The sequence below is a fragment of the Mitsuaria sp. WAJ17 genome, from assembly GCF_014174515.1.
Taxonomy (GTDB): Bacteria; Pseudomonadota; Gammaproteobacteria; order Burkholderiales; family Burkholderiaceae_C; genus Roseateles_B.
In genome coordinates, this window is record NZ_JACJUG010000002.1 from 103777 (window position 1) to 124888 (window position 21112).

The 21112-nt window shown below is 67.9% G+C and carries 17 protein-coding genes and 2 tRNA genes; 10 read left to right on the forward strand and 9 right to left on the reverse strand.

Annotated features, from left to right (window positions below; translation table 11 throughout):
- Window positions 1-79: 79 nt before the first annotated feature.
- Together dinB and H5407_RS02050 are read right to left on the reverse strand one after the other, a co-directional pair.
- Complete coding sequence (gene dinB / locus H5407_RS02045; protein WP_255501018.1) at window positions 80-1327, reverse strand: DNA polymerase IV; 1248 nt, start codon at window positions 1325-1327, stop codon at window positions 80-82.
- Window positions 1328-1382: 55 nt separating this feature from the next.
- Window positions 1383-1889 carry a hemerythrin domain-containing protein gene (locus H5407_RS02050; RefSeq protein WP_183102749.1) on the reverse strand — a complete coding sequence of 169 codons (507 nt, stop codon included), beginning with the start codon at window positions 1887-1889 and terminating at the stop codon, window positions 1383-1385.
- Between the two features lie 233 nt (window positions 1890-2122).
- Here H5407_RS02050 and H5407_RS02055 point away from each other — a divergent pair, with 233 nt between their 5' ends.
- Window positions 2123-2845: a hypothetical protein gene (locus tag H5407_RS02055; protein WP_183102750.1), complete on the forward strand. Its 723-nt coding sequence runs from the start codon at window positions 2123-2125 to the stop codon at window positions 2843-2845.
- Between the two features lie 9 nt (window positions 2846-2854).
- Here H5407_RS02055 and argH read toward each other — a convergent pair whose 3' ends face one another.
- On the reverse strand, window positions 2855-4252 hold the full coding sequence (argH, locus tag H5407_RS02060; RefSeq protein WP_183102751.1) for an argininosuccinate lyase: 1398 nt from the start codon (window positions 4250-4252) through the stop codon (window positions 2855-2857).
- Between the two features lie 127 nt (window positions 4253-4379).
- On the opposite strand from argH, the gene H5407_RS02065 reads away from it, so the two are divergent.
- Window positions 4380-5474 (forward strand): sensor histidine kinase, encoded by a 1095-nt coding sequence (locus H5407_RS02065; RefSeq protein WP_255501019.1) that lies wholly within the window; start codon window positions 4380-4382, stop codon window positions 5472-5474.
- An 11-nt stretch (window positions 5475-5485) separates the two neighbouring features.
- Window positions 5486-6316, forward strand: coding sequence for a LytTR family DNA-binding domain-containing protein (locus H5407_RS02070; RefSeq protein WP_183102752.1), 831 nt, complete (start codon window positions 5486-5488; stop codon window positions 6314-6316).
- A gap of 30 nt (window positions 6317-6346) precedes the next feature.
- On the opposite strand, the gene ppc is transcribed toward H5407_RS02070, so the two are convergent.
- On the reverse strand, window positions 6347-9307 hold the full coding sequence (gene ppc / locus H5407_RS02075) for a phosphoenolpyruvate carboxylase (RefSeq protein ID WP_404935576.1): 2961 nt from the start codon (window positions 9305-9307) through the stop codon (window positions 6347-6349).
- 106 nt (window positions 9308-9413) lie between these two features.
- Between ppc and hemC the strand changes: the two genes are divergently transcribed.
- The 6 genes from hemC (at window position 9414) to H5407_RS02105 (ending at window position 14087) form a co-directional block, all read left to right on the forward strand.
- On the forward strand, window positions 9414-10343 hold the full coding sequence (hemC, locus tag H5407_RS02080) for a hydroxymethylbilane synthase (protein WP_404935577.1): 930 nt from the start codon (window positions 9414-9416) through the stop codon (window positions 10341-10343).
- On the forward strand, window positions 10336-11133 hold the full coding sequence (locus H5407_RS02085; protein ID WP_183102754.1) for a uroporphyrinogen-III synthase: 798 nt from the start codon (window positions 10336-10338) through the stop codon (window positions 11131-11133). The genes hemC and H5407_RS02085 overlap by 8 nt, the downstream gene beginning before the upstream one ends.
- Window positions 11134-11153: 20 nt before the next feature.
- The gene (locus H5407_RS02090) at window positions 11154-12326 is read left to right on the forward strand and encodes a uroporphyrinogen-III C-methyltransferase (RefSeq protein ID WP_310737600.1); all 1173 of its coding nucleotides are present in this window, start codon (window positions 11154-11156) and stop codon (window positions 12324-12326) included.
- 13 nt (window positions 12327-12339) lie between these two features.
- Window positions 12340-13587 (forward strand): heme biosynthesis HemY N-terminal domain-containing protein, encoded by a 1248-nt coding sequence (locus H5407_RS02095; protein WP_183102755.1) that lies wholly within the window; start codon window positions 12340-12342, stop codon window positions 13585-13587.
- Window positions 13588-13703: 116 nt separating this feature from the next.
- A tRNA-Arg gene (locus H5407_RS02100) sits at window positions 13704-13780 on the forward strand.
- Window positions 13781-14010: 230 nt separating this feature from the next.
- Window positions 14011-14087 (forward strand) — tRNA-Arg (locus tag H5407_RS02105).
- 348 nt (window positions 14088-14435) lie between these two features.
- Here the strand turns inward: H5407_RS02105 and H5407_RS02110 are convergent.
- Complete coding sequence (locus H5407_RS02110; protein WP_220800419.1) at window positions 14436-15581, reverse strand: CaiB/BaiF CoA-transferase family protein; 1146 nt, start codon at window positions 15579-15581, stop codon at window positions 14436-14438.
- A gap of 42 nt (window positions 15582-15623) precedes the next feature.
- On the opposite strand from H5407_RS02110, the gene greB reads away from it, so the two are divergent.
- On the forward strand, window positions 15624-16187 hold the full coding sequence (gene greB, locus H5407_RS02115; protein ID WP_183102756.1) for a transcription elongation factor GreB: 564 nt from the start codon (window positions 15624-15626) through the stop codon (window positions 16185-16187).
- A gap of 39 nt (window positions 16188-16226) precedes the next feature.
- Here the strand turns inward: greB and H5407_RS02120 are convergent, their stop codons facing one another.
- The 4 genes from H5407_RS02120 to H5407_RS02135 form a co-directional block, all read right to left on the reverse strand.
- Window positions 16227-18494, reverse strand: coding sequence for a bifunctional (p)ppGpp synthetase/guanosine-3',5'-bis(diphosphate) 3'-pyrophosphohydrolase (locus tag H5407_RS02120; protein ID WP_183102757.1), 2268 nt, complete (start codon window positions 18492-18494; stop codon window positions 16227-16229).
- 144 nt (window positions 18495-18638) lie between these two features.
- Window positions 18639-18842 carry a DNA-directed RNA polymerase subunit omega gene (rpoZ, locus tag H5407_RS02125; RefSeq protein ID WP_183102758.1) on the reverse strand — a complete coding sequence of 68 codons (204 nt, stop codon included), beginning with the start codon at window positions 18840-18842 and terminating at the stop codon, window positions 18639-18641.
- A gap of 64 nt (window positions 18843-18906) precedes the next feature.
- Window positions 18907-19527 (reverse strand): guanylate kinase, encoded by a 621-nt coding sequence (gene gmk, locus H5407_RS02130; protein WP_183102759.1) that lies wholly within the window; start codon window positions 19525-19527, stop codon window positions 18907-18909.
- A 385-nt stretch (window positions 19528-19912) separates the two neighbouring features.
- A complete protein-coding gene (locus tag H5407_RS02135) occupies window positions 19913-20959 on the reverse strand; it encodes a porin (RefSeq protein ID WP_183102760.1) in 1047 nt (348 codons plus the stop codon).
- Window positions 20960-21112 lie beyond the last annotated feature (153 nt).

Consider the following 21112-nt stretch of genomic DNA (forward strand, 5'->3'; position numbering starts at 1 on the left):
GCAGGCCTAGCTCAGGCACATTCGGACCTCAGGATACCCAGGCTCGGCACCGCCGACCAGCACGCAAGTCCGGGGGCGCTCAGAACAGCGACAGGTTCTCGATCCTCGCCTGCGCGGGCCGCGTGGCCCTGGCCGGCGGGGGCGGCGCATCGCCGGGGCGGCTCAGCGAGGCCATGCGCACGCCTAGCAGGCGAAGACGCTGGCTCAGGTCCACCCGCTTGAGGCACTGGCCGGCGGCCTGGCGGATGGCGGCGGCGTCCTGGATGGGCAGGGCCAGCGTCTGGTCCCGCGTGACGGTACGGAAGCCCTCGAAGCGCAGCTTGATGCCCACGGTACGGCCCAGGTAGCCCTTGCGCTGCAGGTCGGCGGCGAGCTGTTCGCAGAGCTCGGTGAAGATGCGGCCCAGCAGCTCGCGGTCGTGCCTGGCGTGCAGATCGCGCTCGAAGGTGGTCTCGCGGCTGATGGACACCGGCTCGCTGTGCGTCACCACCGGGCGCTCGTCCCGCCCATGTGCAGCCTCATGCAGCCAGGCGCCGTAGCTGCGCCCGAAGCGCTCGACGAGCAACGCGGGTGAGGCCGCCGCAAGCTCGGCGATGGTCTGGATGCCCAGGGTCTCCAGCTTGGCCGCAGCCTTGGGCCCGATGCCGTTGATGCGCCGGACCGGCAGGGGCCAGATGCGGGTGGGGATGTCCTCCTCGGTCAGCACGGTCAGGCCGTCGGGCTTGTCCAGGTCGGAGGCGATCTTGGACAGCAGCTTGTTGGGCGTGATGCCGATGGAGCAGCTCAGCCCCGTCGCCCGGCTGACGCTGTTTTTGAGCTCTCGGGCCACGGCGCGCACGCCGCCCAGGGGGTCGTGGCCCACGGCCTCCTGCACGCCGGGCACGGCGCTGAGGTCGATGTAGATCTCGTCGATGCCACGGTCCTCGATCACCGGCGCGATCTCGGCGACCGCGGCCTTGAAGAGGCGGGAGTAGTGGCGGTAGGAGTCGAAGTCGGTGGGAAGGAGGATGGCGTCAGGCGCCAGCAGGCCGGCCTTCATCAGGCCCATGGCCGAATGCACACCCAGTGCACGGGCGGCATAAGTGGAGGTGGTGACGACGCCGCGGCCGGTGTAATCCCGAAGCCGTGCGTACTGCCGGCTGCCGTCCTCCAGGGTACGGGGCGCATGCATGCGCCGGCCGCCGATCACCACCGGCTGGCCCTTGAGCTCCGGGTAGCGCAGCAGCTCCACGGAGGCGTAGAAGGCGTCCATGTCCAGATGGGCGATCCAGCGCCGGGGAGGCGCTGCCGCGCCTGGGGGCCGCTCGTGCTCAGTCATGGGCAGCATTGTCGCGCTGCTGCCCTGACAGACGCTGTCAGCAGCCTCGTTTCAAGGGCCGCGCTCAGTGCCCGCAGCTGCTGCTGCCGCAGGAGGTGATGGCCTTCTCGCCCTGGCCGGCCAGGGCGGTGGCCTCGCTGGCCTCGGGCTTGAGCAGGACGCCGGTCGTGCTGTCATAGCCGACCTGCTGCATGTGAAAGACCAGGGCGGCGTCCATCATCTCGGCGTGCGCCGGGAACCATTGGGCCAGCTCGGGGCCGATGATGCGCATGGGCTCCAGGTCCTTGAGCTCCAGGGCGTAGCGGCGCACCTCGCGCAGGGTGTCCAGCACCATCTGGTGCTGCTTGCTGTGGCAGTTCTCGGGTGCGAAGCCGGTGGCGGCCATCCAGCGCTCTTCCATCGCGAAATGCGCCTCGGTGTGGGCCAGCAGGGTCTCGAAGGCGGGCATGGGGTCGCCCCCGCCGGCCAGCGCTGCGGCGAAGTCGTTCAGCAGACCCACGAATTCCTCGTGGGTGTCGTCCAGCTCGGTGTGCTGCAGCGCGAGCTCGGGGGTCCAGGTGATCAGGCTCATGGACCGAACGATACCTGAGCTGCCTGACAAAGCCCGGCGGCAGCCCTGCCGCCCGCGGGAATCTTGCGCTTGGTCAAGGTCTGCCTTGCGCGCCGAAGGTCCCGGGGGCGTTGCCGGATTGCCGCGTGCCCTGCCCCTCGAATGCGGGGCAGGGTGTGAAGCTAGGGGGACGCTTGCCGCCGAAACGGTCCTAAGGTTCGGCCCACCCAAGTTCACCACCTCCGGAGGTTTCCATGACCGATCAAGCGCTGAAAGCTCACAAGCCCCTGGTCAAGCATCTTGGCAGCGCTCTGGCGCTGGCGGCGGCCCTGACGGCGCCGTCCCTGGCGCAGGCCGACGTGCTGCTGGAAGGCGCCACCATCGCCCTGCTGACGGGCACCAGCGCCGCCGCAGAGCCGCAGCTGGCAGGCGTCATCATCGAGGACCGCAGCGATGCCTTCAGCTTCAGCAGCGCCAGTGGCACGGTGTCCGGCAGCATCCAGTCGCGGGTGGTGCGGTCCATCGACGGCACGGTGGACTTCTACTGGCGTGTCGTCAGCGACGCTGGCTCCGCGGATGACCTCGGCAGCTTCCGCCTGGGCCAGCTCTTCACCAGCGAGTACCGCGTGAACTGGCGCAACGACGGCATTGGTGACGTGTCGCCCGTCAACGCCCATCGCTTCTCAGGCACCATGAGCGGCGACATCAACTTCAACTTCCAGCGCCTGGACACCGCCGGTGCCATGAACGGCCTGGGCGCGGGCCTGTCGTCCTACTTCATGTTCCTGGACACCGACGCCACGGCCTACGACTTCTCGGGCCTGATGGACGTGGCCGACATGAACCACACCCACATTTCCAGCCTCTTCAGCACCTTCGCGCCCACAGTGGGCAAGGTGCCCGAGCCCGGCAGCCTGGCGCTGGCGGGTCTGGCGCTGGGCCTGCTGCCGCTGCGCCGCCGCGGCGGCAGCCGCTGAGGGCCTTCTTCAGGCCAGGCGTGCCCGGTGGCGCACCACCTGGGCACGCACCTGGTCCGGCGCCGTTCCTCCCAGGACGTTGCGTGCATTGAGCGAGCCGCGCAGCGAGAGCACCTCGAAGACATCGGCCTCGATGCGTGCATCGAAGGCCTTCAGCTCATCCAGGCTCAAGTCCGAGAGGTCGCGGGCCTGGGCAATGGCTGTCTTGACGGCATGGGCTACCACCTCGTGGGCATCGCGAAAGGGCAGGCCCTTCTTGACCAGGTAGTCGGCGAGGTCCGTGGCGGTGGCGTAGCCGCGCATGGCGGCGCGTTCCATGGCCTCGGGCTTGACGGTGATGCCGGCGGCCATCTCGGCGAATATGCGCAGGGTGTCCTTGAGCGTATCGACGGTGTCGAACAGAGGCTCTTTGTCTTCCTGGTTGTCCTTGTTGTAGGCCAGGGGCTGGCCCTTCATCAGGGTGATCAGGCCCATCAGGTGGCCCACCACGCGGCCACTCTTGCCGCGGGCCAGCTCGGGCACGTCGGGGTTCTTCTTCTGCGGCATGATGGACGAGCCGGTGCAGAAGCGGTCGGCCAGGTCGATGAAACCAAAGCTCTGGCTCATCCACAGGATCAGCTCCTCCGACAGGCGCGAGATATGCACCATCACCAGGCTGGCTGCGGCACTGAACTCGATGGCGAAGTCACGGTCGGAGACGGCGTCCAGGCTGTTCTGGCACACGGCCTCCATGCCCAACGTACGGGCCACGCGCTCGCGGTCCAGCGGGTAGCTGGTGCCGGCCAGGGCGGCGGCGCCCAGGGGCAGGCGGTTCACGCGACGGCGCACGTCGGCCATGCGTTCGGCGTCGCGGGCGAACATCTCTACATAGGCCAGCAAATGGTGACCGAAGGCCACGGGCTGGGCCACCTGCAGATGGGTGAAGCCGGGCAGGATGGTTTCGGCGTTCTTCTCGGCCACATCGACCAGGGCCCGCTGCAGGGCATTCAGCAGCAGGGCGATCTCGTCGATCTCGCCGCGCAGCCACAGGCGCACATCGGTGGCAACCTGGTCATTGCGGCTGCGGCCGGTATGCAGGCGCTTGCCGGCCAGGCCCACGAGCTCGGTGAGGCGGGCCTCGATATTGAGGTGCACGTCTTCCAGGTCCAGCTTCCACTCGAAACGGCCGGCTTCGATCTCCTCGCGGATCTTGGTCATGCCGCGCTGGATGGCGGCGTGGTCCTCGGCGCCCAGGATGCCCTGCGCGGCCAGCATTTCGGCATGGGCCAGGCTGCCTTCGATGTCCGCCTTCCAGAGCCGCTTGTCGAAGAAGACGCTGGCGGTGTAGCGCTTGACCAGCTCGCTCATCGGTTCGGAAAACAGCGCGGACCAGGCTTGGGACTTGTTGGCGAGTTGGTTGTCGGACATGGTTTGTTGCAAGGCGACGGGCCGGCACCGGATGGCGCGTGCCCTGGGCTGGGGGAGAATGGCCACCGATTCTAAAGACTGCCACCTGGCCTGGGCCTGACCGGTCGCCGTCCAGCCTTCGAAGCTCATGAAGCAGCCGCCTTCGTCACCGCCTTCGTCTCTGCCTGATGCCAGCACCACCCTGCTGCCGCCCGTGATCTCTGCGGCGGCCGGCGCGGTGCAGGCTGGCGACGCGGCGCTGCGAGCCCAGCTCTTCGACGTCTGCCACATGGGGCTGGCGCTGCGCGCGGTGCTGGGCGTGCAGATCCTGCTGTCCCTGGGCATTGCCCTGCAGTCGGCGGATCTGGAGCAATGGCTGTGGCAGCTGGCCAGCGCGAGCTTCGTTTCCATGACCGCGGTGCTGGCCTGGCTGGTCCTGGTTTGCGCGGGCAAGCATCTGCTGGCGCGCCTTGGCAGCGCCGGGCAGTGGCTGGTCCTGGCCGGCCTGGGCGCCCTGTGCGCCAGCTTGGCATGGCGCCTGCTCAATGCGGCCGCGGGGGAGGCTGGCACCCAGTTCCGCTCCGTGGCCGTGGCGCTCAGCGGCGCGGCGGTGGCGTCCTCGCTGTGGCTGTGGCTGCGCAGCCGGCAGCGCTGGCAGCGGCCGGCAGCTGCGATGGCGCAGCTGGTGGAGCTGCAGTCGCGCATCCGGCCGCACTTTCTCTTCAATACGCTGAACTCCGCCATCGTGCTGGTGCAGCTGGACCCGCAGAGGGCCGAGAAGGTGCTGGAAGACCTCAGCGAGCTCTTTCGCGTGGCGCTCAGCGAGAACGGCGCGGCCGTCAGCCTGGACGAGGAGATCGAGCTGGCGCGCCGCTACCTGGAGATCGAGCAGATCCGCTTCGGTGATCGCCTGCGCGTGCAGTGGCGGCTGGACCCCACGGCCGGTGCGGCGCAGGTGCCGCCGCTGATGCTTCAGCCCTTGGTCGAGAACGCCGTGCGCCATGGCGTCGAGCCCAACGACGAGGGCGGCGAGATCGAGGTGCTGACCCGTCGCCGCGGCGGGCAGGTGGAGGTCCGCGTCAGCAACACGGTGGGTCCGGGCCCCTCGCGACCCGGCCATGGTCTGGCCCTGGACAACGTCCGCGAGCGCCTGCTGCTGATGCATGATGTGGCCGCCCAGTTCGAGCTCCATGCAGCGCCCGGGCGCTATGTGGTGAAGATCTTGCTGCCCCTTCAATCCTGAGGACGCCCGCGATGACCCTGGTCGGTGAGACCCCGCTGCGCACGCTGATCGTCGATGACGAGCCCTTGGCCCGCCTGCGCCTGCGTGGCCTGCTGGAGGGCTTGCCTGGCCTGCCCGTGCGGGTGCTGGGCGAGGCGGGGTCCTCGGCCCAGGCGCTGGCCTGGCTGAAGGAGCATGCCTGCGACCTCGTTTTCCTGGACATCCAGATGCCCGGGCCGGACGGGCTGCAGCTGGCGCAGTCCCTTGAGGCATTGCCCCACCGGCCCATCGTGATCTTCGTGACGGCCCATGCCGGCCATGCGCTTCGCGCCTTCGAGATCGAGGCCCTGGACTACCTGACCAAGCCGGTGCGGCGCGAGCGCCTGGCCGCGGCCGTGGAGCGGGCCCGTGCCCGGCTCCATGAACGCCTGGCGGCCGCGACCTGGCAGAGCACGCAGGCCGAGACCGAGACCCTGGCCGAGGGGGAATTCCTGACCATCGTCGAGCGCGGTCGCCTGATCCGCGTGCCCCTGGTCGAGGTGCTCTTTCTCAAGGCCGAGCTCAAGTACCTGACCGTGCGCACCGCGACGCAGAGCTACATCATGGAAGGCTCGCTGACCGAGCTTGAGCAGCGCCTGGGCGAACGCTTCCTGCGTATCCACCGCAATGCCCTGGTGGCGCGCAAGGCCCTGCGCGAACTGGGCCGGCACCTGGCCCAGGCCCAGGGCGATCCGGATGCCGAGTCGGGCGAGGGATGGGCGGTGCGCGTGGCGCCGGTGGACGAGTGGTTGTCCGTCTCGCGGCGCCAGGTGGCCGCCGTGCGTGAGGCGCTGGCGGGCAGCACGGCCGGCGCCGGGCGCTGAGCCTTGCCCCTCCCGACGCCGGCCCGGTGCTCAGCCCGTGTTGCGCAGCCCGGCCGCGATGCCGTTGATGGACAGGTGGATGCCGCGCTGCACGCGCTCCATGCTGGGGTCCTCGGACCGCTTCTCCACGGGGATGGCGCGGTAGCGGCGCATCAGCTCGACCTGCAGGTGGTGCAGCGGATCGATGTAGGGGAAGCGATGGGCGATGGAGCGCGCCAGGGCCGGGTTGCTGGCCAGGTTGTGCTTCTCGCCGCTGATCAGGGCCACGGCCTGCTGGGTGCGGCGGAACTCCGCCTCGATGGCCGCGAAGATGCGCTTGCCCAGCTTCTTGTCCTCGACCAGATCCACATAGCGTTGGGCCAGGCCCAGGTCGGTCTTGGCCAGCACCATGTCCAGGTTTGACAGCAGGGTGCGGAAGAAGGGCCACTGCTTGTACATGCGTCGCAGCAGGGTCAGGTGTTGCTCGCGCAGGGCCGGGTCGGCGTCGAGGAAGGCTGCCACGCCGGCGCCGAATCCGCACCAGCCGGGCAGGGCCACGCGGGACTGGCCCCAGCTGAAGCCCCAGGGGATGGCGCGCAGGTCTTCGATGGCGCGCGTGGCCTTGCGCGAGGCTGGGCGCGAGCCGATGTTCAGCTCGGCGATCTCGCGGATGGGCGTGGACGAGAAGAAGTAGTCCGCGAAGCCTTTGGTCTCGTAGACCAGGCCGCGGTAGGCCGCGAAGCTGGCGTCCGAGAGCTGCTGGGCTGCATCGAGGAAGGATTTGGGCGCGCTCTTGGTCGGGTGCAGCAGCGTGGCCTCCAGCGTGGCGGCCACGAGCGTCTCGAGGTTGCGCCGGCCGATGTCGGGGTTGGCGTACTTGGAGGCGATGACCTCGCCCTGCTCGGTCAGGCGGATCTGCCCGTTCACCGTGCCCGGAGGCTGAGCCAGGATGGCCTGGTAGCTGGGACCGCCGCCCCGGCCCACCGTGCCGCCGCGGCCATGGAAGAGCCGCAGGGTGATGCCATGGCGGGCCTTGAGCTGGTCGAAGAGACCCACCAGCGCGATCTCGGCGCGGTAGAGCTCCCAGTTGCTGGTGAAGACGCCGCCGTCCTTGTTGGAGTCGGAGTAGCCCAGCATCACGTCCTGCTCGGCGCCGGAACGCTTCACCAGCGCGGCCACGCCGGGCAGGGCATAGAACTCGCTCATGATCGACGGCGCCTCGCGCAGGTCACCGATGGTCTCGAACAGGGGCACGACGATGAGGTCGCTGACCGCCTCGCCGTCCAGAAGGCCGCGCAGCAGGCCTACCTCCTTGAACAGCAGCATCACCTCCAGCAGGTCGCTGACGGTCTCGGTGTGGCTGATGATGTAGTGGCGGATGGACTCGCGGCCGAAGTGTCGCAGGGACTCGCGGGCTGCCTCGAAGATGGCCAGCTCACCCTGGCTGCGCTCGCTGTACTCGGCGCCGACCACGCGCAGCGGCCGGGCATCGTTGAGCAGGCCCAGCAGCAGCTGGCGGCGCGCGGCTTCGTCCAGCGCGGCGTAGTCGGGGCAGACGCGGGCGGTGGCCAGCAGCTCGGCAATCACCAGCTCGTGCTGGTCCGAACTCTGGCGCAGGTCCAGGGTGGCCAGGTGAAAGCCGAAGACCTGCACGGCGCGGATCAGGGGCTTGAGGCGGGGGGCGATCAGGGCCTCGGCATGGTGAGTCTTGAGTGAGTCCGCGATCACGCGCAGGTCGGCCAGCAGCTCCTCGGGCGTCAGGTAGGGGTCCTGGGGCGCGACGGCATGGCGCAGGGCCTCGGTGCCGGTCAGCGCATGCAGGGTGGCAGCCATGCGGGCGTACATGCCGGTGAGGGCGCGCCGGTAGGGCTCGTCCATGCGGTGCTCGTTGCGATCGGGGCTGCGCTCGGCGAGCTCCTGCATGGCCGGGCTGACCTGGGCCAGCCGGGCAGAGATGGACAGCTCCGCGCCCAGCTCATGCAGCTCGGTCAGGTAGTGGCGCAGGGCCACCTCGCTCTGGCGCATGAGCGCATGGCGCAGGGTGCTGGCGGTGACGTTGGGGTTGCCGTCGCGGTCCCCGCCGATCCAATGACCCATTCGCAGGAAGCTGTTCAGCTCATGGCCTGGCAAGGCCTCCTCCAGCTCGCCATAGAGCTTTGGGATCTGGCGAAGGAAGGTGGCGTGGTAATAGGACAGGGCGTTCTCGATCTCGTCGGCCACCGTGAGCTTGGAATAGCGCAGCATGCGCGTCTGCCACAGCTGGGTGATGCGGGCACGGATGAGGTTCTCGTTGTCACGCTTCTCGCGCTCGGTCTGAAGGCGGTCGCGCTGTTCGACCAGCTCGGCGATGGCGCGCTCGGCGTCCAGGATGCTCTTGCGCTGCACCTCGGTCGGATGTGCCGTCAGCACGGGCGAGATGAAGCCATGCTGCAGAGTGCGGGCCACCTCGACCGGGCGGACGCCGGCCTCGTGCAGGCGCTCCATGCAGTAGGCCAGTGAGCCGGCCTGCAGGCTGCCGGCGCGCTCGTGGATCTCGCGACGGCGCACATGGTGGCGGTCCTCGGCGATATTGGCCAGATGCGAAAAGTAGCTGAAAGCGCGGATCACGCTGACCGTCTGCTCGCCCGAGAGGCTCTTGAGCAGCTTGTCAAAGGTTTTGCCGGCCTGCGTGTCCTGCTTGTGGCGGAAGGCGACGGAGAGCTTGCGCACGCGCTCGACGAGTTCGTAGGCCTCGCGGCCTTCCTGCTCGCGGATCACCTCGCCCAGGATGCGGCCCAGCAGGCGGATGTCCTCCATGAGGGGCTGGTTCTTGTCCTCGGCGGGCCGGGTCTTGGGGGACCTGGCGGCAGTCTTGGCCCCTGTCTTGCGGCTGGCAGCGGCGCGGGGGGCTCGATCAGGGGCGGAGGCGTCGGGACGGGCAGGCATGGCGGCTCGGGGTTGGCGCCAGGAGGGGGCTCCGGGGCGCGGGGGCTGGGGGTCGTGGCGGGTAGCGTGGTCGCCCTGCGCAGGCATTTCAGCCTGGGTTCAGGAATGTAACCAAGTTACCTTGGTTTGACTTTATCAGTTTCTTTGACAGGAGCGTGGCTGGACGGCCACGACCCTGCGCTAGCATCCCACCATGATGGAAAAGATAGTGATCGCGACGCGCGAAAGCAGGCTGGCCCTCTGGCAGGCCGAACACGTGAAGGCCTTGCTGGAGCAGCGCCTGGGTGCCACTGTGGAGCTCCTGGGCATGACCACCCGGGGCGACCAGATCCTGGATCGCAGCCTGTCCAAGGTCGGTGGCAAGGGCCTCTTCGTGAAGGAGCTGGAGACGGCCCTGGAGGAAGACCGCGCCCAACTGGCCGTGCATTCGCTCAAGGACGTGCCCATGGACCTGCCCGAGGGCTTTGCCCTGGTGGCCATCCTGGAGCGCGAGGACCCACGCGATGCCTTCGTCTCCAACCGCTACGCCAGCCTGGACGAGCTGCCCCAGGGCGCGCTGGTGGGCACCTCCAGCCTGCGCCGCGTGGTGCAGCTGAAGAACCTGCGGCCCGACCTGCGCATCGAGCCCCTGCGCGGCAACCTGGACACCCGCCTGCGCAAGCTGGACGAAGGCGGCTATGACGCCATCGTGCTGGCCGCTGCCGGCCTCAAGCGGCTGGGCTTGGGCCAGCGTATCCGCGCCTGTTTCGCGCCGGACCAGATGATCCCTTGTGCAGGGCAGGGTGCCCTGGGTCTGGAGGTGCGCGCCGATGCGGCCGCGCTGGCCCGGGCCCTGAGCAGCCTGACGGACCAGCCCACCTGGCTGGCCACCCAGGCCGAACGAGCCGTCTCGCGCAGCCTGGGCGGCAGCTGCTCCATGCCGCTGGCGGCCCACGCGCAGTGGCTGGACGGCCAGCTGCAGCTCGAGGTGGCGCTGGGGCATCCGGAGCATCCCGAGCGTGCACTGCTGAAGGCGCGGGTGCAGGGCCAGCCGGCCGACGAGGCCGCCGCACGCGCCCTGGGCCTGCAGGCCGCCGATGCCCTGCGTGTCCAAGGCGCCGAGGGCTACCTGCACTGTGCATGATCCCGCCCGGCCCGGTGCCGCAGGCGGGCTGCCGCGCCTGATCCTCACCCGCCCTCGCGCACAGGCGCAGGACTGGGTGCAGCGGATGGCGCGCCTGGGCGTGAGCTGCGACTGCCTGCCCCTGCTGGATATCGCCCCGCTTGATCCCGCGCCGGCACGCCAGGCCTGGGCGCGCCTGGCCTCGCAGGCCCTGCTGATGTTCGTCAGCCCCAATGCCGTCGAGCACTTCTTCGCGGCCCGTCCGCCCGGCATGAGCTGGCCTGCGCATACCCTGGCAGCCACGGTCGGGCCGGGCAGTGCCCAGGCCCTGCTGCGCCAGGGCGTACCGCCGGACCTGCTGCGACAGCCGCCGCCCGATTCCCCCAGCCTGGATTCCGAGCACCTGTGGCCCGTGCTGTCCGGCGAGGACTGGCAGGGGCGTGAGGTGCTGATGGTGCGTGGGGACGGCGGCCGGGAATGGCTGGCGGATCGACTGCGCGAGGCGGGCGCGCGCGTGGACGCCGTCAGCGTCTACCGCCGCCAGGCGCCTTGCCTCAGTACCGAGGAACGGGCGGTGCTGGACCATGCGCTGGCTGAGCCGCGGGCGCATGTCTGGCTCTTCAGCAGCGCTGAAGCCATCGACCACCTGCCAGCGCTGGCTGGTGCCGGCGTCGATTGGTCCGGCGGCCGCGCCATCGCCACGCATGAGCGCATTGCGCGGCGCGCACGGCGCCTGGGCCTGGGTCATGTGGTTTTGACGCGACCGGACGCCGCGGCCGTCGCCACGGCCCTGCAAGGCCCCTGGGACTGAACCCTACAATCCGCGGCACTGTGAGCGAGCAAGACATCCCCCGCAGCGCCCCGGCTTCCGAGCCCGAGAGCGCCTCCGTGCTGCCCGAGAAAGTGCCGGCCCGCGCCGGCACGCCGGGTTCGCTGACCCTGATCTTGATGGCCCTGGGCGTGCTGTCCCTGGGCGCCCTGGCCATGGCCTGGCAGGGGCACAGCCGCGTTAGGCAACTGGAGCAGGAACTGGTGCGCCGCCAGGAACAGAGCCAGACCCAGGCTTCCGACGCCCGCGGCATGGCCAGCAGGGCGCAGGAGGTGGCACAGGAGACCTCGGCCAAGCTGGCTTTGCTGGACGCGCGCCTCGCGGAGGTGTCCCTGCAGCGCGGGCAACTGGAGGAACTGATCCAGTCCATGTCCCGCTCGCGGGACGAGAACGTGCTGGGTGATATAGAGGCTTCGCTGCGGGTGGCCCTGCAGCAGACCAGCATCACTGGCAGTGCTGAGCCTCTGGTGTCGGCGCTCAAGCAGGCGGACGAGCGCCTGCAGCGCTACAAGCAGCCCCGCCTGGAAGGCGTGCGCCGAGCGGTGATCCGGGACCTGGACCGTGTCAAGGCGGTCAGCGTGGTCGATGTGGCCACGCTCGGCATCAAGCTCGATGAAGTCGTCCGACTGGCTGATGAGCTGCCCCTGCTCTCGGTGGCCGAGCGCGTGGCCCAGGCCGAGGGCGAGGCCCGGAGCGCCGCCCGACCGGAGTCGAAGGCTGAGGGCAGGACGGACCCCAAGGCCCGCAAGGCAGCCGGCGCGGCTGCCCGGCCGACCCCTGCCCCGGAGGGCTGGGAAGCCTGGTGGGACCTGGCCCAGAGCCGCTGGCAGGAGCTCAGCAGCCAGGTCTGGCAGGAGACCAAGTCCCTGGTGCGTGTCACGCGCATCAGCCATCCTGAGGCGGCGCTGATCACGCCCGAACAGGGCTATTTCCTCCGCGAGAACCTCAAGCTGCGTTTGCTCAACGCCCGCCTGGCTCTGCTGAGTCGCCAGTACGACACCGCGCAGTCCGACCTGCGCGAGGCCCTGGCCCTGCTGGACCGCTATATCGACATGCGCTCGCGCAAGGCGCAGACCGCCGCCGAGCTGCTGCGCCAGGTGCAGGGGCAGGCGCGCCAGGTGGCGGTGCCGCGTCCTGACGACAGCCTCGCGGCCCTGGCCGCGGCCGGGCGCTGAGGGAGGCTGGTCCATGCGTACCGTGATCTGGCTGGTGCTGCTTTTTGCTGCGGCCGTGGTGGCCGCGCTGACCCTGGGCAGCAATGACGGCCTGGCGAGTTTCTACTGGAATGGCTGGCGGCTGGATGTGTCGCTCAACCTCTTCCTGCTGGCCCTAGTGGCGGGCTGCTTTGCGCTGGTGACGCTGATCCAGACTGTCAACTCGCTGGTCTCCCTGCCGCGCCGGGCCCGCGAATGGCGGCTGTCGCAGCGCGAGCGCAGCGCCCAACTGGCCTTGCGCGAAGCCCTGGCCGAGTATTTCGGCGCGCGCTACGGCCGGGCGCAGAAGGCCGTGCAGCGGGCCCTCAACATCCAGTCTCAGACTCCGGACCTGGCCCAGGACCAGGCCTTCATGGCCCTGAGCCACCTGCTGGCAGCCCAGAGCGCGCACCGGCTCCAGGACAAACGCCGCCGTGACGAGCAACTGCAGTTGGCCCTGCAGTTTGCACAGACCTCCTCCCAGGCCAAGGCCCAGGAGGAGGGCGCCCGGCTGCTGGCTGCAGAGTGGGCCTTGGACGACCGCGATGCCCATCGTGCCAGCCAGATCCTGGCCGAGCTGACGCCCGGCGTGGCCCGCCGCACCCAGGCCCTGCGCCTCAAGCTGCAGGCCGCCCGCCTCGCCCGCCAGCCTCTGGAGGCCCTGCGCACCGCGCGCCTGCTGGCGAAGCATCAGGGCTTCTCCAAGTCGGCCGCCCAGGGCCTGCTGCGCTCGCTCGCTGTGGAAGCCCTGGAGACCTCCCGTGACATCGACCAGTTGCGCAGCAGCTGGCAGCAGCTGGACGCCGCCGATCGGCGGGATGTCTTCGTGGCCGCACGGGCGGCGCAATGCGCCGCCGGTCTCGGTGCGCCGGATGACGGCCGCGGCTGGCTGCGCCCGTCCTGGGACGACTACGGTGACCTGCAGGCCGAGGAGCGCGCGGCGCTGGCTGAGGCTCTGGTGCAGTGCATGCCCGGCCTCGGCCCGGAATGGCTGCAGCGCCTGGAAGGCCTCATGCAGCGCCATGCGCGCGATCCAGGCCTCTCCTACGCCCTGGGCCATGCCTTGGCGGAGCGCCAGCTGTGGGGCAAGGCCAGGCTCATGCTGGAGCAGGCGGCCGAGGACCGCCAGCTCAGCGTTGCCGCACGCCGCCGCAGCTGGCTCAAGCTGGCCGACCTGGCTGAGAACGACAGTGACACCGAGCGCCGCGCCCGCTGTTTCGAGGCGGCTGCCTTGCTGGGGTGAGCCAGTCTCAGGGCACGGTCGGGCGTGCAAGGCCTCGCCGGCCGGTGCAACTTGAAAGGAAAAATCGCCGAATACTTGCATGGACTGAAAAACCCATGCTATAGTTCAAGGCTTCGGCGGCTGTAGCTCAGTTGGATAGAGTACTTGGCTACGAACCAAGGGGTCGTGGGTTCGAATCCTGCCAGCCGCGCCAAGATTTCAGAATGCAAGCCTTTTGGAATAGGCCCAGGAATCAAGTTCCCGGGAGTATCCAGAAAGTGACGGAGAAACTGCTGCAGTCATGCGGCGCTTCAACGGATTTTGATGTTGCGGTGTGAGTCGAGATACTTAAAAGTTTCTAGACAATCCGAAATGAAAAATATGAGCCCTGGCTTGCGATTCAATAAAAAATCGCGCTACAATCTAGGGCTCAACTAAATACAAGCGGCTGTAGCTCAGTTGGATAGAGTACTTGGCTACGAACCAAGGGGTCGTGGGTTCGAATCCTGCCAGCCGCGCCAACAACAAGAAGAAATGAAAAGGTCTGTGAGAAATCGCAGGCCTTTTTTGTTTTTCGGCGCCGCCGGGGATATTCAGTAAGTCCAGACTGCGGCAGCACTGGCCAGTTCAATTCAGTCCGGCTGCAAAATGGCAAAGCCGCAAAGCCGCAAAGCCGCAAAGCCGCAAAGCCGCAAAGCCGCAAAGCCGCAAAGCCGCAAAGCCGCAAAGCCGAACTCACGGCTACCGTGCTGAATTGCCCTCCGAAAGAAACCGCGAAAGCAAACGAGCGCAGCCGGACGCTGCCGGACGTCACCGGCATCCGCGCTGCATGCCCCGTTTCAGTGTCGGCGGCGGCCTTGCTCAGCCGCTCAGCTCGTTGGCGTCTCCTGGCCGTCCCTCAGCAGCATGGCCCTGTCTGCCTCGGGCAGATCCAGTTCGGCCAGGATGTCGGCGCCCTGTGCGCCTGCCTGTGGCGCAGGGCTGGGTACCCGCGTGCCGCTGCGGGAGAAGCAGGGCGCAGGCCGGGCCTGCCAGTGCCCATCGACTTTGCTGAAGGCCTGACGAGCCTGCTGATGCGGGTGCAAGGGGGCCTCGTCCAGGCTCAGCACGCCGGCGGCGCAGGCCTCGGTGCCTTCCAGCAGCGCTGCCCAGGCGTCCCTCGGCCTTTCCTTCAGGCGGCGCGCGACACGCTCGCGCAGTGCGGGCCAGTGTGACCAGTCCATCTGTCGGGACGGGTCCTCGTCGATGAGCTCCAGGCGCTGCAGCAGCTCTCGGTAGAAGGCGGGCTCGATGGCGCCCAGGCTCAGGAAGCGGCCGTCGGCGCATTCGAAACTGTCGTAGAAGGGGCTGCCGTGCAGGAAGAAGTTCTGGCGCGGCGACGCCGGCCAGTGGCCCTGGCTGGCCAGGCTGCGCACCAGGCTGCCCAGCAGATTGGCCCCGTCCAGCATGGCGGCATCCACGACCTGGCCCCGGCCCGAGCCGCGGGCTTCCAGCAGGGCGCAGACCATGCCGAAGGCCATCAGCAAGCCGCCACTGGCCATGTCGCCCACCACGGTGGCCGGCAGGGTGGGCGCCTGCCCGGGCCGTTGGCTGAGGCTCAGCAGGCCGCTGAGGGCCACGTAGTTGATGTCATGGCCGGCGGCATGGGCCAGCGGGCCGGTCTGGCCCCAGCCGGTGACGCGACCGTAGACCAGGCGCGGATGCGTGTCCGCAAAGGCCTCGGGCCCCAGGCCCAGTCGCTCCATGACGCCGGGCCGGTAGCCCTCCATCAGTCCTTCGGCGCGCTGGATCAGCTGTCGCAGTGCCTGCTGCGCCTGCGGCTTCTTCAGGTCCAGCACCAGGGATCGCTTGCCCCGGTTCATGGCCCCGCCGCCGCCCAGGCTGCGCTGAGCGGCCGGGCGCTCGACGACGATCACGTCAGCGCCCATGTCGGCCAGCAGCATGCCGGCAAAGGGGCAGGGGCCTATGCCTGCCAGTTCGATGATGCGCACGCCTGCCAAGGGTCCCGATGCCATGCTCTTCCTTTCCTGCGGCCCGTGAGGGCAGACAATACACGCATGAGCAAGGCCTTCACCAAGGAAAGCGACGGGGACGACGATGACGATGTCCCCGGCCTGCCGCCGCTGCCCGCCGGCACCCGCAACTACATCACGCCCCAGGGCTATGCGCGCCTGCGCGCCGAGTTCATGGAGTTGCTGGATGTCGAGCGCCCCAAGATCGTCGAGACGGTGTCCTGGGCAGCCAAGAATGGCGATCGCTCGGAGAACGGCGACTATCTCTACGGCAAGAAGCGCCTGCGTGAGATCGATCGCCGCCTGCGCTTCCTGACCAAGCGCCTGGACATCGCCGAGGTCGCTGACCCGGCCGTCCACCACGGCAGCGACCAGATCTTCTTCGGAGCCTGCGTCACCTATGCCAACAGCAAGGGTGAGGAGCGCACCATCACCATCATGGGCATCGACGAGGCGGACAGCCTCAAGGGCGAGGTCAGCTGGGTCTCGCCCATCGCGCGCGCCCTGCTGAAGGCGCGCGAGGGCGACGAGGTCCAGCTGATGACCCCCGGTGGCCTTGAACAGCTGGAGGTGCTGGAAGTGCGCTATCCGGCGCCTGGCAAGACCTGACCCCGCAGGCCGGCCTCGGCGTTCCGAGGGGAAGGAGCCTCAGGGCTTGATGCGCCACACCCTCATCACGGCGGGCGAGCGCTTGAGCATGCGCAGCACCTCGGCCACGTGCAGACGGTCGCGCACAGAGATCAGCAGCTGCATCTCGGCGGTCTCGCGCGCCTGTGATTCGTCGCTCATGGAGATGTGCGTGATGTCGGCCTCGGCCGTGCTGACGGCAGTGGCGATCTGGGCCAGCACGCCCTTGCCGTTGCGCATCAGCACGCCGATGGCGGCCTCGAAGCTGCGCGTCATCTCGTCGGCCCAGGCCACGGCGATCCAGTGCTCGCTGTCACGCTGGAAGAGGCGGCGACCGACCTGGCATTCGGCCGTATGCACGATCAGCCCTTCGCCACGGCCCAGGTAGCCCTTGATGTCATCGCCGGGCACCGGCCGGCAGCAGCTGGCCAGGCGAACCGAGGCGCCCTCGCTGCCATCCAGGGTGATCTGGCCCTGCGTGGTCTGGTCGTCGGTGGCGCCGAAGCGACCGAGGGTGAGGGTGACGGCATCCGGCCGCTGGCCCTGGGCGGCCAGCATGCGGGCCATCTTCTTGGCCACGATGGTCGCGATCTTGCGCCCCAGGCCCACCTCAACCAGCAGCTCGTGCACATTGCGGTTGCCGGCCCATTTGGCCAGGTCTTGCCAGAGGGCGTGGGCCTCGTGATCCTCCGTGTCAAGGCTGGGCAGAGACAGGCCTTCGGCACGCAGGGCCTGGGCCAGCATCTTCTGGCCCAGTTCCCGGGACTCCTCCTGCTCCAGGTTCTTCAGGAAATGCCGGATCTTGGAGCGGGCACGGCCGGTGCGCACGAAGCTGAGCCAGGCCGGGTTGGGACGGGCGCCGGTGGCGGTGATGATCTCGACCACATCACCGCTGCGCAGCTCCGCGCGCAGAGGCACGGGTTCGCCGTTGACCTTGGCCGCGACGCAGTGATCACCGACATCCGAGTGGATGGCATAGGCATAGTCCACCGGCGTGGCGCCGCGTGGCAGGGCCATGATCTTGCTCTTTGGGGTGAAGACATAGACCGCATCGGGGAAGAGGTCGATCTTCACGTGCTCCAGGAACTCGCTGGCGTCGCGGGTCTCGTCCTGGATGTCGATCAGGGACTGCAGCCAGCGCGAGCCCAACTGCTGCACCGCCTGCGCATTGCCCTTGGCCTTGTAGAGCCAGTGCGCCGCCACGCCCTTCTCGGCCACCATGTGCATGGTCTCGGTGCGCATCTGGAATTCCACCGGCGTGCCCAGCGGGCTCACCAGGGTGGTGTGAAGGCTCTGGTAGCCATTGGGCTTGGGGATGGCGATGTAGTCCTTGAAGCGGCCCGGCTGGGGCTTGTAGAGCTGGTGCAGCACGCCTAGGGCCAGATAGCATTGGGGCAGCTCGTCCACCACCACGCGGAAGCCGAAGATGTCGCTCACCTGGGCGAAGCTCAGGTGCTTCTCGCGCATCTTCTTGTAGATGGAGAACAGCGTCTTCTCGCGACCCTGGATCTCGACCTTCAGGCCGGCATCCGCGAAGGCCTTGACCACGTCGCGCTCGATGCGCGAGACCAGGTCGCGCCGGTTGCCGCGCGCCTTGGCGATGGCCTTGGACAGCGCGCCGTGCCGCCAGGGGTGGATGTACTGGAAAGACAGCTCCTGCAGCTCCCGGTAGATCTCGTTGAGACCCAGGCGGTGGGCGATGGGGGCGTAGATGTCCAGGGTCTCGCGCGCGATGCGGCGGCGCTTCTCGAAGGCCATGTGGCCCATGGTCCGCATATTGTGCAGACGGTCGGCCAGCTTGATGAGGATGACGCGCACGTCACGCGCCATCGCCAGCAGCATCTTTCGGAAGGACTCGGCCTGCGACTCCTCCTTGGTGGAGAACTGCAGCTTGTCCAGCTTGGTGAGGCCGTCCACCAGCTCGGCGGTGGGGGCCTCGAAGCGTTCGATGAGCTCGGTCTTGGTGACGCCGCAGTCCTCCATGGCGTCATGCATCAGGGCGGCCATGATGGCTTGCGCATCCAGGCGCCATTCCGCGCAGATGCCGGCCACGGCGATCGGATGGGTGATGTAGGGTTCGCCGCTGGCACGGAACTGGCCCAGGTGGGCCTCGTCCGCAAACTTGTAGGCCTCGCGGATGCGTTTGATGTCGGACTTGGGTAGATAGCTCAGCCGGTGCAACAGGGCGTCAAAGGACGCCGCCTCGGCCTGCGTGGGCTCGGGGGCGGTCTTGTGCAGGCCCGGCATCAAGGCGGCGGGCAAGGAAGCAGCGAAGGAGCGAAGACCCATGGAGCGAAATTAACACAAGGCCAGCGCCGCCCGCAGGCGCCGGGACAAATAGCGACGGGGAACCGCGATGCCGCGCCGTTCGCATCCGGGCAAACCATGAAAAAAGGCGCCCGTCGGGGCGCCTTCATTCGTCAGGGCGAGGTCTCAGACCGGCACCTTGCGCAGCATCTCGATACCCACTTCACCGGCAGCAATCTCGCGCAGGGCGGTCACGCCCGGCTTGTTCTTGCTTTCGATCTTGGCACTGTGGCCCTGGCTCAGCATGCGAGCGCGGTAGGTGGCCGCAAGCACCAGCTGGAAGCGGTTGGGGATCTTGGTCAGGCAATCTTCGACGGTGATGCGGGCCATGGGCGGGTTCCAGTACTGTTGTTCAGGGAGGTCTCGAGCCGTGGTGTCGGGATGAAACCAGGGCTCAGGGCAGGTCCAGCGCCTTGAAGACGGCGGACTTGCTGCGACGCTGAGAGGCGTATTTTAGCCGCTGCGCGTGCACAATGGCTTTCAGATCGAAAAGAGCGGTCTCGAAGACGGCGTTCACCACGACAAAGTCGAACTTGTGGGCCTGGGCTACCTCCACTCGGGCATTGGCCATGCGCCGCTCGATGACCTCCTCGGCGGTGTCGCCGCGGCGAGTCAGGCGCTGGCGCAGTTCCTCCCAGCTGGGCGGCAGGATGAAGACCAGCACCGCATAGGGGAAGAGCTGCTTGATCTGCAGGGCACCCTGGAAATCGATCTCCAGGACCACGTCCTCGCCTTGCTTCATCCTTTCCTCGATGGCGGCGCGCGAGGTGCCGTAGAGGTTGCCATGCACCTCGGCCCACTCGAAGAACTCGCCCCGCTCGGTCTTGGCCCGGAATTCATCCGGACTGATGAACCAGTACTCGCGGCCATGCTGCTCCTGGCCTCGCGGCGCGCGCGAGGTGTGGGAGATCGAGACCGCCAGTTTGGCGTCCAGTTCCAGCAGGGCCTTGACCAGGCTGGACTTGCCGGCGCCGCTCGGCGCGGCGACCACGAAGAGATTGCCAGGGTATTCCATCCCGGGATTGTCGCTCAGCCGATGCCGGGAGCGGGCACTGTGGCTGGGGCTGAGCATGGGGCGCCACCGCTTGATGCGCCTTGCTTGCCTCCCCGGAGGGTGTGGAAGCGGCTGGACGCTTGGCCGGACGGGGCAATGTAGGCGCGATGTAGGCGAGATGTAGGCGAGATGTAGGCGAGATGTAGGCGAGATGTAGGCGAGATGTAGGCGAGATGTAGGCGAGATGTAGGCGCGGTGTAGGCGCGGTGTAGGCGCGGTGTGGAATCCGATTCGTAGGGCGTAGGGCGCCAGGGCTGGCTCAATCTGCGTGGCGGACCCTGAGTCGCCATCTGGCGGGAAAAGGCCCAGTGGCGCCAGGCGACGCATGGGCCAGTGACTGCATGGGTCAGAAACTGTGCCGCATGCCGACCGCGAAGCTGTTGCCATCGTGCAGGCCGTCAATTCTGTCGTTCATGTAGACCGCGTAGACGTCCGTCCGCTTGGACAGCGAGTGGTCATAGCCCAGGCTCAAGGTCTTGTGCGTGTTGTCCGTCCGCAGCGGGATGATGCCTGCGAAGGTGCCGGTGCGCACCTTGGAATGGCCCCAGGCCGCGAGGAGCTTCCCCTTGCCGTTGATGGGCAGCTCGGCGCTGAAGTCGTAGAGGCGTAGCTTGCTGCCATAGGACCCGTCATCGATCTGGCCATATTGGGCGTAGAGCTTGACCACCCGGAAGTCGTAGGCGGCGCCCAGGTTGAAGGTCTTCTCGCGCTGGCCGTTGGTCGGGGCGGCGGCGTCCGTTCCCACGGCCTGGTAGGCCACCGTGGCACTGAAGGGGTCGCCGAAGTACTGCAGGGTGGCGGCATAGCTGGACTTGCCGACACCTTCCCCCAGCGCTCCCTGCAGGTTCAGGCGCAGGCCGGACATCACGGGGCTGATGTAGCTGACCGAGTTACGCCAGGACGTGTCGTTCTGCAGCCGGGCGGTCTTGCTGATGGGGATGTCGCGGCTGTCGAGGAAATAGTGCAGCAGCGTGGGTGAGAAGCCGAAGGAGTCGCCAAAGCTGTTGAACAGCAGCAGCGACACGAACATCTGGCTGGTCGTGCGGCCCACACGCAGCTGACCGAAGCCGCCGCTCAGTCCGGCATAGGCGTTCTTGGCAAACATCGCGTCGCCTGCGAATCGCCCGGCGGCGCCGGTGTCCATGCCGACGAAGCTCTCCAGGGCGAACTGGGCCTTGAGTCCGCCGCCCAGGTCCTCCGTGCCGCTGAGCCCCCAGAAGCTGGTGCTCATGTCGCCCGAGCTGATGGCCTTGATCCGGTTTGCTCCCGCCAACTGGTAGGCGCCCGCGCCTGCATTGAGAACGCCATACAGCTTGACGGTATTCTGTGCGAAGGCCGAATTTATGCTGACAAATGAGATCGCTGCGGCCATGAGGCCTTGGGTCCATTTCATGATGATTTCCTTGGTTGATTTGCCGAGATCCCCACTCGCCCGAATGCTCCCGTGGGTGCTCAAGGATGATATTTATGATCAGAAATAGACGCATGGGGAAAACCCGAACTTGTGATGCGAAAAATTCACAGCGCCCCCCGTGCGCCCGGCACG